The following is a 17,585-nucleotide window of genomic DNA, read 5'->3' on the forward strand; positions in this document are numbered from 1 at the left end:
TTTTATATACTTGAAACATAAAATTCGTATAAATTTTAGGAGGCAATATGGCTAGTTTATCATTAAAGAATATTGAAAAAGTTTATCCTAACGGTTTTAAGGCTGTTCAGGATTTCAACCTTGAAATCGCAGACAAAGAGTTCATCATCTTTGTAGGACCTTCAGGTTGCGGTAAGTCTACAACACTTCGTATGATCGCAGGACTTGAGGATATCTCAGGCGGTACACTTGAGATTGACGGCAAGGTAGTTAACGATGTTGAGCCTAAGGACAGAGATATCGCCATGGTTTTCCAGAACTATGCTCTTTATCCACATATGTCTGTATATGACAATATGGCATTCGGTCTTAAACTTCGTAAGAGACCTAAAGATGAAATAGACAGACTTGTTCGTGAAGCTGCAAGAATACTTGACCTTGAGAAGCTCCTTGACAGAAAGCCTAAGGCTCTTTCAGGAGGTCAGAGACAGAGAGTTGCGATGGGACGTGCTATCGTTCGTAACCCTAAGGTATTCCTTATGGATGAGCCTCTTTCAAACCTTGATGCAAAACTTAGAGTACAGATGCGTATCGAGATTTCAAAGCTTCATCAGAGACTCGGTGCTACTATCATCTACGTTACTCATGACCAGACAGAGGCTATGACACTCGGTACAAGAATCGTAGTTATGAAGGACGGTATTGTTCAGCAGGTTGATTCCCCTGCAAATCTTTACAACGCTCCTTGCAATCTCTTCGTTGCAGGATTCATCGGTTCACCACAGATGAACTTCATGGATGCGGTTGTTGAGAACAGAGGTGAAGATGTATTCTTAAAAGTTGGAGCAAATACACTTAAGCTTCCTATCTCAAAGATTGCCAAGTTCAAAGACGGTTCTTACAACGGTAAGACTGTAGTAGTAGGTATTCGCCCTGAGGATATGCATGATTCTGAGCTCTTTATCAACAGCTCTCCTGACAGCGTTATCGAGTCTGATATCAAAGTTTATGAGCTCTTAGGTGCAGAAGTATTCTTATACTTTGATGTGGAAGGATTCCAGATGACAGCAAGAGTAAATCCAAGAACAAATCTTAGAACAGGCGATCACGCTAAGTTCGCTCTTGATATGGAAAAGGTGCATTTATTTGATAAGGAAACAGAGCTTACAATTACAAACTAATTTGTTTTTATGATAAGGGGGTAATTTTTACCCCTTTATTTTATTATGGTAAAATACTTTTGACCAAGGCATTATTTAAAGCTATAATATAGTCATGAATAATGACTTTAAAAACGAATTAAATAAAATATATAAATTGACGGGAATAAAGCTTCGTATTGAAAATGAAGATGAAATAGATCTTACAGATTTAAAAAAACTTTCCACTGCATACAAGGAAAAATATTCAAGCGCAAATCTTCTTTTGAATATACTTAGCGGATTTTATCCTTACAAGGAACAGGTAAATGCAATCAAGGCGCTTGGTATAAAGCCTGAAACCAAAATGCGACTTTATCTTATATATGTGCCGACAAAAGTAGATGATAGTATTGCAAAGATAATCACCTCACTCTATCCGGGAAAGAGTTCGGAATATCTTTGCATAACAGATTCCACTCATATATGCTTTTTATATCTTGGAGAAGACAATATTGCACCCCCTCTTATAGATGTTATCGAGACGGAAGGAATGACCGGCGCATATATTGCATACAGTGATATGTTTACCGATTTATCTCTTTTGACAAAGGAATATTCAGAGCTCAGTCAGGCACTGACTATAAGCCGGATCTTTTATTCCGATAAAAAAATAATCGGTCCGGGTGATCTTGGATCCGGTGAGCTTATTTATAATATTCCGAAATCAGTATGTGAAAAATTTTTAAAAAATCATATCGGTGAAGCAATAGATGATGATACCATGCAGCTTGTGAATACTTTTATACGTCACAATATGAGCATTGCCGAAACTGCGAGATATATGCATATGCATAGAAATACTCTTGTTTACAGAATAGAGCAAATAGAAAAAAAATACGGTATTGATATAAAGACTTTTCAGGGTGCAAATATATTTAATACCGCCATACTTATTACAAATTTTTTGAAGGTGAAAAACGATGAATGATACATTTTATGAATTACTTATAAAAAGGAATAAACCTGATACGAATGCCGTTATACTGTCTGCAATCAATATTGTAGCAATAGTGTTCTTGCTTATACTCTCACTCTACATACAGTTTGCCATAATTCTTGCCGTAGGACTCGGTTTTGTATTTTATTATATGGTTTATCCGAGAATCTCTGTCGAATATGAATATTCTTTATTGAATGCAGATCTTACCATTGATGCTATATACAATAAGACAAAGAGAAAGAATGTACTTAATGTGGATTTAAAGACATTGGAAACCGCTTTCCCTACTTCATCACCTAAGATGAACGGCCAAAGAAACGGCAAGAAAACAGACTGCTCCACAGGAGATATGACATCTTCTTATTGTCTTATCTTCCCGAATAACGGTGAGAACATTTTGCTGTTTGTCACCCCGGATGATCATATGCTGGATATGATAAAGCGTGTAGCTCCAAGAGCGTTTATGTAAAAAAACAACCTCAGATTTTCGGTCTGGGGTTGTTTTTTAATATATTATTTTACGGCAGTCAACACTTTATCACCTACCGACACATCTCCAAGAGGAGCGCAAGTTACATCACTGTATTCAAAGCTGTTTGTTACAAGTACCGGAGTCGTCATAAGATATCCGGCCTCTGAAATTGCTTTGGAGTCAAACTTCATAAGGGCCTGACCCTTCTTTATCTTATCTCCGTTTGCAACCAATGCTTCAAAATGCTTTCCGCCAAGTTCCACCGTATTTACACCTACATGCACTATAAGCTCCACACCGTTGTCAAGCTTCATACCTACGGCATGTCCCATAAGAGCGATTACAGTACCGTCGTCAGGAGCATATACGGTATCACCGTCAGGTATAATACATATTCCCTTTCCAAGTATTCCGGCTATAAAAGTCTCATCCTTAGTCTCTTCCATAGAAACAATCTTTCCACTAAGCGGTGATTCAACTTCTACAGGTGCATTTTCATCCTTCTTAATCTCTACCCTTACTCCTGTATCGACATCTTTAGAGTCTACAACTCCAAGTGCCTTTGCATCCTTATTCTCTTCCACAGGTTCAGTAGCAAGATTTGCATCTATCAGGCTTGACGGAGTAAGTACCCAGCTTGCCGCAAATGCAACCGCCATTGATATAATAAACATCAGTATATATCCTACAGGATTTGAGAGTGTAAGTAAAATTCCGAATATTCCGGTAACACCTGTTCCAGTTGCTCCAAGCTTAATAATGGAAACAAACATGGCACCCACAGCACCACCTAAGCATCCTGCAAGGAAAGGTCTGAAGAATCTGAGGTTAACACCGAATATTGCCGGCTCCGTTATACCCATAAATGCTGAAAGTGATGAAGGGAAACAAAGGCTCTTTATCTTAGGATCCTTTGACTTAACAGCTATTGCAAGACAAGCACCACCCTGTGCTATATTGGCTGCAGATGCAAGAGGTAACCAGTAAGTTACACCGTATTTTGCAATCTGTCCGAGATCTATAATGGTATACATATGATGAATACCCATAACAACTGTAGGAGCATACAAAGCACCCATTATAAATGAACCTATACCAAGAGGTATTGCTATAAGGAGCTGTACCGCATTTAAGAATCCGTTCTCAACAAACACAAACACCGGTCCGATAGCTGCAAGTGCAAGATAACCTGTTGCAAATACCGAAACAAGAGGTGTTACAAACAAATCAAACATTGCAGGTACCACTTTGTGAAGTCTCTTCTCTATCTGACACATTACCCACACCGATATCATAATCGGAATAACATGTCCTTGGTATCCTACCATCTTGATTTTCCAAAGACCGAAAAATACACTTTGAGTTGCTATATCTGTAGCTGTTGCCACATTCCATGCGTTTGTAAGATTTGGATGAATCATTATCATACCGATAACCGCACCGAGGTACTGATTTCCACCAAATACTCCAGCTGCCGAATATCCTATAAGTATAGGCAGGAATATGTAGGCAATATTGGAGAACAGATTTGCAAACACATATATTGATGACGATGTATCAATATTTAAAAATCCGTTAGCCACCATAAAGTCCAATGCATTCATGATTCCCATTAAAAATCCTGAAGCAACGATTGCAGGTATTATCGGAACAAAAATATCTCCAAGAGTCTTTATAAATCTCTGAAATATATTTGTATTGGCTGCAGCCGCCGCCTTAGCCTCTTCTTTTGTAGCTCCGGATATTCCGGCCACATGTATAAACTCGTCATAAACCTTATCTACAGTACCTGTACCGTAGATAATTTGTAACTGTCCGGAAGCTTCAAATACACCTTTTACGCCGTCAATATTTTCAATGGTCTTTTTATCAACCTTCCCATTATCAACAATAACCAAACGCAGTCTTGTAGCACAATGTGCAGCGGAAGCAATATTTGAACTTCCTCCTATCGCCGCCAGTACTTCTGTGGCGGATTTGCGATAATCCATAGATATCCTCCATATTCTAAACTATCATTTTCTTAAATTTCTTTGTACATTATAAATTAAATAAATCCGTAACGCAATCTTACACAATGGCCACATATATAACTTGACGCTTTGTATATTGTTTTCATATTTTTATTAATTTATTTTGTCACTTTGTATTTAGATTTTGTTTTCACCCTCCCTGTAATAGTAAAAACGAATTAGAAGTAAACTATTATCAACGCTAAAATTATATTAGACTTGTTTACAGGTATATACACTTACAACCCACCTATTTCAATCCTTTTTTCAACTTCTTTTCCGAGATACAGCTCTTCTCCCACATCAAGTATTTTCTTTGCCATGCTGTTATATACTATCCAATGAAAGTATCCGTCACTTATCTTCTTTATGCTCATTTCATTATCCATACCGTAAAAATCCATATCAAAATTTCTGAGTTTTACAGCCGCCAGATATGCACCGTATAATGTCTGTGCACTCAGCCCCGCCACCGCTTTTACATCATGATTTGAAATAAGAAAATACTTCATGGCTCTTTCCGCCTCGTCTCTGTTTTTTCCCACTTCAAGTATTGTCAAACTTTCTCTCTGCTCCACAGTAAGGCTGTCTAAAAATGCGGCCTCTCTTTTCCTGCTTACAGGATCATACTCAGGACCTCTTAGCAGTAAAATCCCCTCCGAATGTTCATTCAAAATCATATTACTTAAAGCTCTTCCGCCCCAAACGCTGTCATACTCCATATACACACTGCCCGCATCAAAAAATTTCGGATTTTCCAAGATAATTACCGGCATATTAAGTTCCTTTATTGCCTCTCTTACTGTTTCCGAATCTATCGGTGAAATGACCATCACATCCACACCATAGGCAGCCAACTGCTTAATATCCTTACATTGTTGCAGAAAATCTCCTCCTGCCTCCTTCATTATGACATTAATATCACGATTCTTCATTTCAGAATGTAACTCTTCCATTAAAGCTCCGTGTGAAGGATTCTCCACCTCAGGCAAGCTAAGTCCTATCAGGCAGGAGTATGACTCCACCTTTTCATAAGTTTCGCCGTATAATTTTTCCGATAAAAACAATCCTAAAATGCAAACAAGTATAAAAGCTAAAAGAATCATTTCTTTTGGACGAGCAAGAATCTTTCTCATACTCCTCCTCCATACTGCTTTGGTGATTTTCCCATATATTGTTTAAATACTGTTGAGAAATAATGCTGGTTTGCAAATCCCACCATATCGGCAACAGCATTTACGGAATACTCTCCTGTTTCTAAAAGTTCAACAGCTCTTTGAATCCTAAGCTTTACAAGCCACTGTGTAAAAGGCAGTCCCGTTTCTTCTTTCAGCTTATGAGAAAGATAATCGGGACTTACAAAAAGCTTTTCCGCCACATATTTTAAGTCCATATCTCTGTTTGTATATTGCTCTTTTAAAAGTTCAAGACAGTCTGATACAAAGCCTTTCTTTTGCTTTTTTATCTCCTTAAAAGGCACCTGCAGTCTTTCAAGTACATATTTTAGCTCCTCTTCTTTAACAGGTTTTAAAATGTATTCCCTTACCCCTAAAGAAATAGCTTGTCTGGCATATTCAAATTCATGAAATCCGGAGATAATAATAATGTCTGTTTTTGTTTGTTCGGCTTCACGAAGTTTGCTTATAAAATCCAGTCCTGAAAGCCTCGGCATACAAATATCCGCCAGTATAATATCGGGTCCCAAAGTCTTTGCCATACTAAGTGCTTCCACTCCGTTCTTTGCTTTGCCTACAATATTTAATCCGAGATCAAAGGACATCAGCATCTCTGCCAACCCTTCTCTGATCATAGGCTCATCATCTGCAATCAATACTTTTTTCATTCTCACCTCCGGGCTGTTTTACTCATCTTCTTTTAAAATCAGTAAAGTTGCCACTGTATATCCGTTTTCATCTTTTGAGTAATGCAATCCGCTACCCTTTGCAAAACTGTGCCACAGTCTTCTTCCTACATTTTTTACGCCGAATCCACCCTTCCAGTTTTCCCAGTCATTTGCCTTTAAACAAGAATTTAGCTGCTCCATGATTGTATCTTCCATCTCACAGCCGTTATCTCTTATCTGTATACAAATCCCACCTCTAACCGGCTCTGCAGATATCATTATTTTTGCATGTGGATTGTCCGATTCTTTAATACCGTGATACAAACAGTTCTCAATCAATGGCTGAAGACACATCCTGAGTACAAGCTCATCTCTGATATTTGGTGAGCAGAAAATCTCATAGGAAAAAAGATCCTGATATCTCATACTTTGAATTTCCAAATATGCCTGTATCATTTTAAGTTCCTCTTTTAAAGGAATCATCTCCCTGCCCTTGCTAAGACTTATACGGAAAAACTCGGACATGGTTTCAATCAGATGCACTATATCTCCTGCTCCATGTTTCCTTGCCATCCATGCAATCATATCCAAAGTATTATATAAAAAATGAGGTTTTATCTGTTCCTGCATTACCAAAAGTTCCGCTTCTCGCTTTTGCTTTTGTTCAAGCTTCATCATTTCCATCAGAGTTTTAAGCTTCTCCACCATCTTATTGAAAGCATCTCCAAGGATTCTTATATCCTCTTTCGATTCTCTCTTAAATCTGACATCGAGATTTCCCTCAGAAGCCGACTGCATCAAATCCGAAAGCTCTGTTAAAGGCTTGGTTATTTCCAAAAGATAACACACCGACCATATCATAGCAGCAACAAAGCAGACACCTGCCATAAATATTGAAATCCTGGTCATTCGAAGAGGAATTTTACTTTCCTCTTCCACATCATATGCTCCTACTATCAAAAGCTTTTTATCACGAAAACGATTAAAAACAAATTTATAGTTTTTATCACCGATCGAAGAAACCACCACTCCTTCATCTCCTCTAAACCATTTCGGATCAACTCTATATACTATCCTGTTTACAGGGCTTAGAATGATTTCTCCGCCGTCATCCATTAAAAAGAAAAAGTTTTCCGTATCAGCTTCCAAATTCTGATAGGCCTCTTTGAATTCTCCCACAGAAACATCCACCATCAATACTCCCAGAGTCCTGTCACCTTCCTGTACCGCTCTTGCAATTGAAATGTAGCTGTCACTGTCATAATGTTTCCAACTTTGAAGATTTCTAATCCCACTGTCAAAACGGTAAGCACTACCATCCTGTATAGCCTGTAAAAACCAATCCTCTCCATAGAAGCTTTCATGCACCGGTCTATACATATCATTTGAGATATAATCTTCTCCGTCCCCATATACAAGGATCATATTTAAATAATCAACATGTATCTTTTCATAAGCATCAAAAATATCACGTACAGCCTGCTCACGATAGATCTTGGTTTCTTTATCTCCTGTATAAAGACAGTCTTTTATCTCTGATGTCTCCGCCAGAATCTTTAAAGTATCATCCACAGATTGTATCTTCACCTCAAAAGAATGAGCAAGTTGTCTTTGTAATTCTGTAATATACCCCATTCTTGAACGGAGCATCTCTTTTTTGTAAATATAATTTCCTGCCAAAGTCAGCATTGCCGCCACAAATAAAATCATGGCTCCCTGAAATATTAAAAGATCTCTTTTCATACTTCCACCTCTTATTAATTGTATCATATAAACCGTAAATTTATATCAGTTTTTGAGTACTGAATATGACAGCGAAACCCAAAGATACATAAAAAAGAGGAGCATATCAGTTGCTCCCCCTTTTTGGATTCATTATTTACTTTTAAACCGTCACACTTTTCTTATTTTCCGCCGTATTTTATCAAAAGTTCTTCAGCATTTTCAGGAACTACAACTTCTGACTTCAGAGTGATATTTTTCTCAAGTTCCTTGCCTTCAACGAGTAACTCGTATGCACTCTGAATAGCCTCTGCACCACCTGTAGGATATACCTGTGTCATGCTGATTCTCTTATCGATAACACTCTTGATTCCACCGTCAGGAGTCGGCAAACCGTCAAAACCAACAAACATGATATCCTTTTCTCTTCCTGCCTGCTTTGCGGCAATATAAGCACCCTCAGCCATAGGATCGTTTAATGCTATGAAAAGATCTATTTCCTTATTTGTCTGTAACATTTCTTCAGCTACTGTTATAGCCTTTTCTCTCAACCAGTCCGCATTGTTTACAGCAACGATCTCAACCTTAGGATTTGATGCAATACCTTCTCTAAATCCCTTATCTCTGTCTATTCCGCCTGAAGTACCCTCAAGACCCTTAATTTCACAAACTTTTCCACCATCTTTTAAGAGAGTATTAGCTACGTATTCTCCTGCAACTCTACCCATATCTACATTGTCGGCACCTATAAACTGAGTATATGTGTCTCCGTCAATCTTACGGTCCAAAAGTATTACAGGAATTCCCGCTTCATAAGCTTCCTTAACTACATTTGTAAGTGGAGTTGCCTCATTTGGTGAGGTAATGATAAGATCCACTTTCTGCTGTATAAAGTTTTGAATATCTGCTATCTGCTTTGAGTTATCCTGAGCCGCATCGGCATAGATAACCTTGAATTCAGGATGCTTCTCTGCTGCCATCTTGATCTGGTCATTCATTGCCACACGCCATGGCTCACCCAGATTACACTGTGACATACCTATCACAAATTCCTTCTTAGCTTCTGTTCCTGCAGCCTCACTCTTGCTCTCTCCTGCATCGCTCTTTGCCTCCTGACTTTGAGCTGCTGTTGTAGAAGCACTCTGGCCTCCACCACCACAAGCAGTCAATCCGAATGCACAAACTGCCGCCAAGCCAAGTCCTAACATTCTCTTAAAACCTTTTTTCATCATACTATTCTCCTTCCTATTGTGTCTGTCCTTTTGCAGACTGTATTTTTTAATACCTATTTACGGTATAAAGAGTTCTAATCAGCTTTTCTTTCAGATTGCATAAATACTGCAATGATTATAATAAGTCCCTTTACCATTAACTGTAAATTTGAATTGACTCCCTTAAGTCCAAGCACATTGTCGAGTAATCCGAGGATTATCGCACCTACCAAGGTGCCTATCATTGTTCCTTTTCCGCCGGCAAGTGAAGTGCCACCTATTGCACAAGCCGCTACAGCATTGAGTTCATATCCTATACCCTCATTCGGTCCACCTTGACTTATCTGTGCCGCATGTATCATAGCCGCTACCGCAGATAACATACTGCAAAGCATAAATGCTATTATCTTTATTCTGTCTACAGGTATACCTGCAAGGTAAGATGCATTTTTGTTTCCACCGATTGCATAAACCTTTCTTCCGAAAGATGTCTTTGAAAGCACACATTGGAAAATCAAAAGTAAGCTTATAAATATGATTACCGGTGCAGGTATTACTCCGAAGGCCTTTTCCTGTAATAATCCGAATGCAGGCGGTGCAAAGCCCTCTCCTTCACCATATGACAAAGGGATTCCGACTCCGTTTGACCAAAATCTTGCCAAACCTCTTGCAATATTCATGCTTGCAAGCGTAACTATAAAAGCCTGAAGTTTAAGCTTTGTAACACATAATCCGTTAAATAAACCGTATAAAGCTCCTATAAGTAAACTTAAAAGCACTGCCGGAAACATTCCAAGTCCGTTTCTTACCATAAGTGAGGCACAACCTGTGGAAACCAATCCGACGATTGAGCCTACAGACAAATCGATATCTCCTAAGATAAGTATCATTGTCATACCTATGGCTATAATACCCGTTTCAGAAACTGCACGAAGTACATTCATAAGGTTTGGGACACTTAAGAATACATTTTCTCCGTCCTTAATATTTATAAGTGTAGCCACCACTACTATAATTATCAGCGCAATATAACTTTGAAATTGTTTTAAAAAACTTTCTATTTTTTGAATCTTTAATTTATCAGCATCCATGATTAAGCCTCCACTACTTCCTTTCTATTGGTGGCTGCCGCCAGTAATATTTCCTGAGTAGCCTCTTCTTTTGAAATCTCTCCTGTCAGTCTGCCTTCACAAAGAGTAATGATGCGGTCACAAATTCCTATTACTTCAGGGAGTTCCGAAGATATTACCACTACCGCAAGTCCCGATGCCGCCAGCTCATTAATCAAAAGATAGATTTCCTCTTTTGCTCCTACATCAATACCTCTGGTAGGCTCATCCAATAAAAGCACCTTAGGTTTTGTCAAAAGCCATCTTGCAAGAATTACTTTTTGCTGATTTCCTCCCGATAGCGAACCTACAGCTACCGCCGGAGATTTGGCCTTAACACGAAGTTTTTTCATATATTCCAGCCAGTCTTTTTTCTGTTTGCCGTCTCTCATAAATCCGAAACTTGCATATCTGTCATACAAAGGCAGAGAAATATTATCTCCTATGCTTCTGCCAAGAATAAGTCCTGTTCCTTTTCTGTCCTCCGTTGCAAAAGAAATTCCTGCCGCAATAGCATCTTTAGGTGAACGTATCTGCAAAGCCTTTCCGTCCATAAAAATCTCTCCCGCAGTACAAGTCGCATACTTTCCCACAATACTCTCAAAGACTTCAGAACGTCCTGCACCTGCAAGACCTGCTATTCCAAGTACTTCACCTGACCTTACTTTAAATGAAATATCCTTTAGAGAACGCTTAAAGCTTCCCTTTGGAGGCGTGAAGCTTAGGTTTTTTACCTCAAGAACCACTTCCCCTATTTCTACATTTCTTTTCGGATACTGATCCTCCACCGAGCGACCTACCATCATGGCAATAATTTCCTCATTATTGGTTTCCCCGGCTTCCTTGGTCCCTATGTACTCTCCGTCTCTCATTACACTGAGTCTGTCTGAAATTTTAAATACTTCTTCCATACGATGTGTAATATAGATAATTCCGCATCCTTTTTTCTTTAATTTTTCAATCACATGGAAGAGCTTTTTTGCCTCAGGTTCACTAAGTGCTGATGTCGGCTCATCCATTACTATTATCTTTGCCTCACATGAAATAGCTTTAGCTATTTCTACAAGCTGTTGCTCTCCGATACGCAAATCCTTAAGCTTAGTCTTTGTGTCTATATCCCACTCAAGCATCTTTAAGCATTCTTTAGCCATATCATGCATCTTTTTCTTTTGCACAAATCCTATGCCTGTTGTCTGCCATCTTCCCAGAAAAATATTCTCGGCAATATCAAGTTCAGGTACTATCTGCAATTCCTGATGAATTTTTACTATTCCAAGGCTTCTTGCCTGAATAGGATTTTTTATCTCCCTTTTTACACCTTCAAGTAAAATCTCACCCTCATCCGGGTGCAAAGAACCGCTAAGTACATTCATCAAAGTAGACTTTCCGGCTCCGTTTTCTCCCATTAAAGCCAGCACTTCTCCGCTCTTTAGGTTCAAAGAAGCCCCCTTTAGAGCCTTTACGGCACCGAATGACTTGCTGATCCCTTTCATTTCCAATAAGTAAGATTCCATTCTCCCTCCTACTATCAGTTCTTATAAATAGTCTATAACTTTCTCTTTACTACTATTTGTTATTTACGAATTCCTTCAGATATCTTTTACTATATCCGAATTTTAACGGAATGTATTTGCAAAAATCCAAGATATTTGTATAATTTTCTTTGCTCCAAATCATATTTTCAGACGCAAAAAAGCCACCGGCAAAACCGATGGCAAAATATAAAAATTTAACCTGAAATTATACTATAAATTTGCAATTTTCTTGTCATATATCTTCTTCATTAAATAGATATCAAAAAATGCACATCCAAGTTCCGCAAGCGGAATGGAGTACCATACAGCCTCAAGGCCGAACATCTTTGAAAGTACATAGGCAAGAGGAAGTATCAAAACCAATTGTCTGAGGAATGAAGCATACAGTGCATACATACCGTTTCCAAGCGATTGGAAGCTTGCAATAGCTATTACATCAAATGCCGCCAAAATAAAACAAAGACTGCATATTCTAAGTGCCGGTATTCCAAGTCTAAGCATTTCCTCATTCGGACTGAAAAGTATCATGAGCTCTTTTGGGAATATCCAAAATATTGCGGTTCCTATCACCATTATCACAATAGATGATAAAAACGAATATTTTAGCGCCTTCATTATTCTGTCTTTATTTCTTGCTCCGTAATTGTATGCAACAATCGGTGTCATCCCGTTATTTAATCCGAATATAGGCATAAATACAAAGCTTTGAAGCTTATAGTATATTCCAAGTACATTTACAGCCATGTCCGAATATCTTACAAGTATTTTGTTTAACCCAAGCATCATAAGAGTCGACATTGACTGCATTGCTATTGAAGGTATTCCTACCTTATAAATATCCTTTATTATGATTAAATCAGGTTTAAATATATGCTTTCCGAAAGTTATATCAACCTCTTCATTGTATTTCATGTTAAAAACAAATGATAAAATCATCGCAAATATCTGTCCTGCCACAGTGGCTATTGCCGCACCTGCTACTCCCATTTTCGGTGCTCCCAACAGTCCGAAAATAAGTATCGGATCCAGAATTATATTTATAATTGCTCCTATACCCTGAGTAATCATATTGTAAATAGTCTTTCCTGTAGACTGCAAAATTCTCTCATATGTAACTTCCAAAATAAGTCCGAATGAAAATATAGTTACAATTGAAAGGTATGAGTATCCCAGTCTTCTTATACTCTCACTGTTTGTCTGTGCATCAAAAAATGCCTTTGTAGCAATTGCCCCGAATATCGCAAATGCTATAGATGCCATTATTGCAAGCAATACAGCATTATCGGCAGTCACTTTCGCTCTGTCTTTTTTACCCTCTCCAAGCAATCTTGAGAGCAATGCATTTACTCCAACTCCCGTACCTACAGATACCGCTATCATAAGTATCTGTATCGGATATGCCAAAGATACCGCCGCGAGTGCATCCGGGCTGTATCTTGCCACAAATATGCTGTCTACTATATTGTAAAGTGATTGCACCAAGAATGAGATTACCATCGGCGTACTCATAGAAAAAAGAAGTTTGCCTACCGGCATAACTCCCATACGGTTTTCTTTTTCTTCTATCATATCGTCTCCTAAAAATTTTTATCTTATTATTGTACAACGTATCCTCTTGATTTTCTATGCAAAATTATTTTCTACCTATTTTATAGCTTCTATTTTTTACTTTTATTTTACATTACACCGTCTATATGTGAACATAATATGAATATTTCACCTAAAAGTTGCTAAAGTATTCGCTAAGTGCTAAAATAATTTGATTGATAGGCGCTTTTACAATAATCTCTATTTGATGTATCTTCTTATATGATGTATTATTGTAGTGTAGTCTAATTTATTTTTGGAGAAACCATAATGAATTTTATAGAAAAGATATTTGGTACACATAGTGAAAGAGAGCTTAAGATAATTGATCCTATTATTGATAAGATAGAAAGCTTACGCCCCACTATGCAGGCCATGAGTGATGAGGAATTAAAAGAACTTACACCAAAGTTCAAACAAAGACTGGCAGACGGAGAAACACTTGATGATATCTTGCCTGAAGCATTTGCAGCTGTAAGAGAGGCTTCAGTAAGAGTTACAGGTATGGAGCACTTTAGAGTACAGCTTATAGGTGGTATGGTGCTTCACCAAGGTCGTATTGCCGAGATGAGAACCGGTGAGGGTAAAACTCTTGTTTCTACCTGTCCGGCTTATTTGAATGCCCTTACAGGTAATGGTGTACTTATAGTAACAGTTAACGACTATCTTGCACAGCGTGATGCCGATGAGATGGGACAGATTCACAGATTCTTGGGACTTAGCGTAGGATGTGTCTTAAACTCTATGAATTCTGAGCAAAGACAGGAACAGTATGCCTGTGATATCACATATGTAACCAACAATGAGCTTGGTTTTGACTATCTTCGTGATAACATGGCTATATATAAGAAGGATCAGGTTTTGCGTTCACTTGATTACGCCATCATCGATGAGGTTGACTCAATCCTTATAGATGAGGCCAGAACACCTCTTATTATTTCAGGTCAGTCAGGCAAATCCACAAAGCTCTATGAGATTTGTGATATGCTTGCAAAGCAACTTGAAAGAGGTGAGGCAAGTGCCGAGTTTACAAAGATGGGTGCTCTTATGGGCGATGAAATCGAAGAGACCGGTGATTTTATTGTAAATGAGAAGGACAAAGTCGTAAACCTTACAGAAGAGGGTATCAAAAAAGTAGAGAAATACTTCAATATAGAAAACCTTGCAGATCCTGAAAATCTTGAAATACAGCATTGTATTATCCTTGCGCTCAGAGCCAACAATCTTATGTTCAGAGATAAGGATTATGTTGTAAAAGAGGACGAAGTTCTTATCGTAGATGAGTTCACAGGTCGTATAATGCCGGGTAGAAGATATTCAGACGGTTTACACCAGGCTATAGAGGCTAAGGAGCATGTAAATGTTCAAAGAGAGTCAAGAACTTTGGCTACCATCACATTCCAGAACTTCTTCAACAAGTTCAAAAAGAAAGCAGGTATGACCGGTACCGCTCTTACTGAGGAGAAGGAGTTTAGAAATACTTACGGTATGGACGTTATCGCTATACCTACCAATAAGCCTATACAAAGAATTGACCACGAGGATGCGGTTTATAAATCTAAAAAAGAAAAGTTCAATGCTGTTGTTGAAGATATCAAAGAAACTCATAAAAAGGGACAGCCTGTACTTGTAGGTACAATTACAATTGAAACTTCCGAGATGCTCTCAAAGATGCTTAAAAAAGAGGGAATACATCATGAAGTACTTAATGCTAAATTCCATGAAAAAGAGGCTGAGATTGTAGCAAAGGCAGGTTTGCATGGTGCCGTTACCATAGCTACCAACATGGCAGGTCGTGGTACCGATATCAAGCTTGACCCTGAGTCTGTTAAAGCCGGCGGTCTTAAGATAATCGGTACTGAAAGACATGAAAGTAGACGTATCGACAACCAGCTTAGAGGTCGTTCAGGTCGTCAGGGTGATCCGGGTGAGTCAAAGTTTTATATTTCACTTGAAGATGACCTTATGAGACTCTTCGCTTCGGAAAGACTTATAAAGATTTTTAATGCCATAGGTGTTCCTGAAAATGAAGAAATTCAACACAGTATGCTTACAAGAGCTATTGAAAAAGCTCAGATGAAGATAGAGAGCAACAACTACGGTATAAGAGAAAACCTCTTAAAGTACGATGAAGTAAATAACGAACAAAGAGAAGTTATCTATGAAGAAAGAAACAAGGTACTTGAAGGCGACAATATGCGCGATACCATTCTTCGTATGATAAATGATGTAATAGAACGTTCTGTAAATATGGCTATCTCAGATGAAGTACCTTCTTCCGAGTGGAATATTACGGAGTTACATGAAATTTTATTGCCGATCATTCCTCTGACTCCGGCTGACTACAGCACTGTAGACAATATGAAAAAGGATGAACTTATTCATAAGCTGAAAGAAGAGGCTGTTAAACTTTATGAGGCCAAGGAAGCTGAATTCCCTGATGCTGAAAAAATTCGTGAGCTTGAGCGTGTAGTTTTATTAAAGGCTATCGATAACAAATGGATGAATCATATTGACGATATGGAACAGCTTCGTCAAGGTATCGGATTGCAGGCACTTGGTCAAAGAGACCCTCTCGTAGAATACAAGATGGCCGCCTATGATATGTTTGATGAGATGACTGTCGGTATCGCTGAGGATACCGTACGTATTCTTTACCATGTCAAGGTGGAGCAGAAAGTAGAGAGAGAATCCGTTGCTAAAGTAACCGGTACAAATAAAGATGACAGTACCGTAAAGAAGCCTATTCGTATCGAAGCAAAGGTTTATCCCAACGATCCATGCCCATGCGGAAGCGGAAAGAAGTATAAACAATGCCATGGTAGAAAGGGAATGACATTATAAAATTTTTTGGGAGAGATTATGAATTTTAAAAGCAAGTCAACATTTATATCCTATATCTTGATAGGTATTGCACTGATACTTGGCGGTATTTTCTATGCCATGTACAACAAAGAGGTTTTACTAACCTTTAACTCGGCTGAAAAGATGTACCATGACGGTTACTACTTTACTTCAGCAGCCTCTAACGACACGGAAAGTATCTATTCTCTAGCCATATACGATATGATTGATACAGGATATGGAACTGATGACGGTAAATCGGAAGTCTACACCGTATTTGGAGATGACGGGTTGTATTTTTTGGAGGCAAATCCGAATAATGCAAAGATAAAATCAATGTTGGAATTCTTTGACAAATATGCAAGCGAGGAACATCCTGATGATGAACCGCTTCCTGTAAGATATTTGATTGTGGAGCCTCATACTGACAGCACCTCTATCCTCTCCACTATAGCGGATAAAGTAGATCCTGATTCCACTTTCAGAAATAGAGAAGAAGGAAAACTCTATGACGACTTCTATATTTCACAGACCTCTCTTACAAAGAATATAGCTTTCCATTTGGCTGTAACTTTGGTTATAATGGTAGTCGGTGTCGGAATGATAATAGTCGCTTTTACAAGAAAGTCTAAAAATGCCGATACATATGAGAAACTTTGCGAACTCGATGAAAGACTTAGAGATAATATAAATGAACTTGACAATATCGCAGACTATGTGGATAAATCTCTTGGAGCTTATGTATATAAGAACCATTTGATACTTAATACAAAGTTCGGATTTGATATGTTCAATTTAAACAATCTCGTTTGGTTATATCACAATATAACAAGGCATAAGATGTATGCTGTTATAACTGTAGGTATCGACTATGCACTTCAGATAAATATGTTTGAAGACGGAAGATGCCGTGAGCAAAGAGTTATGTTGACAAATAATAAAAAAGCAGAGGATGCAGTTGTATCTCTTATAACCTATATAGGTATGAATTATCCGAATACACTTATCGGATTCACACCTGAAACAAAGCAGGCTTATCGAGAGTTTAAACAATCACACAGATAATTTAACCGGTCTTAAAATCATAAGTAAATCTTATGATTTTAAGGCTGTTTTTTTGTCATAAATA

Annotated in this window: 13 protein-coding genes; 5 read left to right on the forward strand and 8 right to left on the reverse strand. The window is 38.2% G+C overall.

Annotated features, from left to right (window positions below):
• Nucleotides 1–47 precede the first annotated feature (47 nt).
• The 3 genes from EHV10_RS12745 to EHV10_RS12755 all read left to right on the forward strand — a co-directional run bounded on the left by EHV10_RS12745 (nucleotide 48) and on the right by EHV10_RS12755 (nucleotide 2,590).
• Nucleotides 48–1,160 carry an ABC transporter ATP-binding protein gene (locus EHV10_RS12745; RefSeq protein WP_128674977.1) on the forward strand — a complete coding sequence of 371 codons (1,113 nt, stop codon included), beginning with the start codon at nucleotides 48–50 and terminating at the stop codon, nucleotides 1,158–1,160.
• Nucleotides 1,161–1,254: 94 nt separating this feature from the next.
• Entirely contained in the window at nucleotides 1,255–2,109 is an 855-nt protein-coding gene (locus EHV10_RS12750; protein WP_128674978.1) for a PucR family transcriptional regulator, read from the forward strand.
• Entirely contained in the window at nucleotides 2,102–2,590 is a 489-nt protein-coding gene (locus tag EHV10_RS12755) for a DUF6106 family protein (protein ID WP_128674979.1), read from the forward strand. Before EHV10_RS12750 ends, EHV10_RS12755 begins: the two co-directional genes overlap by 8 nt.
• Nucleotides 2,591–2,634: 44 nt before the next feature.
• Here the strand turns inward: EHV10_RS12755 and EHV10_RS12760 are convergent, their stop codons facing one another.
• From EHV10_RS12760 to EHV10_RS12795, 8 genes are all read right to left on the reverse strand, one after another.
• Nucleotides 2,635–4,584: a PTS beta-glucoside transporter subunit IIBCA gene (locus EHV10_RS12760; protein WP_128674980.1), complete on the reverse strand. Its 1,950-nt coding sequence runs from the start codon at nucleotides 4,582–4,584 to the stop codon at nucleotides 2,635–2,637.
• 260 nt (nucleotides 4,585–4,844) lie between these two features.
• Complete coding sequence (locus EHV10_RS12765) at nucleotides 4,845–5,741, reverse strand: sugar ABC transporter substrate-binding protein (RefSeq protein WP_128674981.1); 897 nt, start codon at nucleotides 5,739–5,741, stop codon at nucleotides 4,845–4,847.
• Nucleotides 5,738–6,448: a response regulator transcription factor gene (locus tag EHV10_RS12770; protein ID WP_128674982.1), complete on the reverse strand. Its 711-nt coding sequence runs from the start codon at nucleotides 6,446–6,448 to the stop codon at nucleotides 5,738–5,740. The genes EHV10_RS12765 and EHV10_RS12770 overlap by 4 nt, the downstream gene beginning before the upstream one ends.
• 18 nt (nucleotides 6,449–6,466) lie before the next feature.
• On the reverse strand, nucleotides 6,467–8,191 hold the full coding sequence (locus EHV10_RS12775) for a cache domain-containing sensor histidine kinase (protein WP_128674983.1): 1,725 nt from the start codon (nucleotides 8,189–8,191) through the stop codon (nucleotides 6,467–6,469).
• Between the two features lie 161 nt (nucleotides 8,192–8,352).
• Nucleotides 8,353–9,402, reverse strand: coding sequence for a substrate-binding domain-containing protein (locus EHV10_RS12780; protein WP_128674984.1), 1,050 nt, complete (start codon nucleotides 9,400–9,402; stop codon nucleotides 8,353–8,355).
• Between the two features lie 74 nt (nucleotides 9,403–9,476).
• Nucleotides 9,477–10,472: an ABC transporter permease gene (locus tag EHV10_RS12785; RefSeq protein ID WP_128674985.1), complete on the reverse strand. Its 996-nt coding sequence runs from the start codon at nucleotides 10,470–10,472 to the stop codon at nucleotides 9,477–9,479.
• Between the two features lie 2 nt (nucleotides 10,473–10,474).
• Nucleotides 10,475–12,004, reverse strand: a complete 1,530-nt coding sequence (locus EHV10_RS12790) for a sugar ABC transporter ATP-binding protein (protein ID WP_128674986.1) — start codon at nucleotides 12,002–12,004, stop codon at nucleotides 10,475–10,477.
• Between the two features lie 231 nt (nucleotides 12,005–12,235).
• Nucleotides 12,236–13,594, reverse strand: a complete 1,359-nt coding sequence (locus EHV10_RS12795) for an MATE family efflux transporter (protein WP_128674987.1) — start codon at nucleotides 13,592–13,594, stop codon at nucleotides 12,236–12,238.
• Between the two features lie 288 nt (nucleotides 13,595–13,882).
• On the opposite strand from EHV10_RS12795, the gene secA reads away from it, so the two are divergent.
• Both secA and EHV10_RS12805 read left to right on the forward strand, forming a co-directional pair.
• Complete coding sequence (gene secA, locus EHV10_RS12800) at nucleotides 13,883–16,456, forward strand: preprotein translocase subunit SecA (RefSeq protein ID WP_128674988.1); 2,574 nt, start codon at nucleotides 13,883–13,885, stop codon at nucleotides 16,454–16,456.
• Between the two features lie 18 nt (nucleotides 16,457–16,474).
• Complete coding sequence (locus EHV10_RS12805) at nucleotides 16,475–17,521, forward strand: hypothetical protein (RefSeq protein ID WP_128674989.1); 1,047 nt, start codon at nucleotides 16,475–16,477, stop codon at nucleotides 17,519–17,521.
• The last annotated feature ends 64 nt before the right edge of the window (nucleotides 17,522–17,585 follow it).

Origin of the sequence: Lachnoanaerobaculum gingivalis (assembly GCF_003862475.1) — a bacterium.
Lineage (GTDB): Bacteria > Bacillota > Clostridia > Lachnospirales > Lachnospiraceae > Lachnoanaerobaculum > Lachnoanaerobaculum gingivalis.

Excerpts from the sequence above, each read along its gene's own strand:
- EHV10_RS12780 (WP_128674984.1), bottom strand. The coding sequence starts at position 9,402 with ATGATGAAAAAAGGTTTTAAGAGAATGTTAGGACTTGGCTTGGCGGCA.
- EHV10_RS12765 (WP_128674981.1), bottom strand. The coding sequence starts at position 5,741 with ATGAGAAAGATTCTTGCTCGTCCAAAAGAAATGATTCTTTTAGCTTTT.
- EHV10_RS12770 (WP_128674982.1), bottom strand. The coding sequence starts at position 6,448 with ATGAAAAAAGTATTGATTGCAGATGATGAGCCTATGATCAGAGAAGGG.
- EHV10_RS12805 (WP_128674989.1), top strand. The coding sequence starts at position 16,475 with ATGAATTTTAAAAGCAAGTCAACATTTATATCCTATATCTTGATAGGT.
- secA (WP_128674988.1), top strand. The coding sequence starts at position 13,883 with ATGAATTTTATAGAAAAGATATTTGGTACACATAGTGAAAGAGAGCTT.
- EHV10_RS12775 (WP_128674983.1), bottom strand. The coding sequence starts at position 8,191 with ATGAAAAGAGATCTTTTAATATTTCAGGGAGCCATGATTTTATTTGTG.
- EHV10_RS12750 (WP_128674978.1), top strand. The coding sequence starts at position 1,255 with ATGAATAATGACTTTAAAAACGAATTAAATAAAATATATAAATTGACG.
- EHV10_RS12745 (WP_128674977.1), top strand. The coding sequence starts at position 48 with ATGGCTAGTTTATCATTAAAGAATATTGAAAAAGTTTATCCTAACGGT.
- EHV10_RS12760 (WP_128674980.1), bottom strand. The coding sequence starts at position 4,584 with ATGGATTATCGCAAATCCGCCACAGAAGTACTGGCGGCGATAGGAGGA.
- EHV10_RS12755 (WP_128674979.1), top strand. The coding sequence starts at position 2,102 with ATGAATGATACATTTTATGAATTACTTATAAAAAGGAATAAACCTGAT.
- EHV10_RS12795 (WP_128674987.1), bottom strand. The coding sequence starts at position 13,594 with ATGATAGAAGAAAAAGAAAACCGTATGGGAGTTATGCCGGTAGGCAAA.
- EHV10_RS12790 (WP_128674986.1), bottom strand. The coding sequence starts at position 12,004 with ATGGAATCTTACTTATTGGAAATGAAAGGGATCAGCAAGTCATTCGGT.
- EHV10_RS12785 (WP_128674985.1), bottom strand. The coding sequence starts at position 10,472 with ATGGATGCTGATAAATTAAAGATTCAAAAAATAGAAAGTTTTTTAAAA.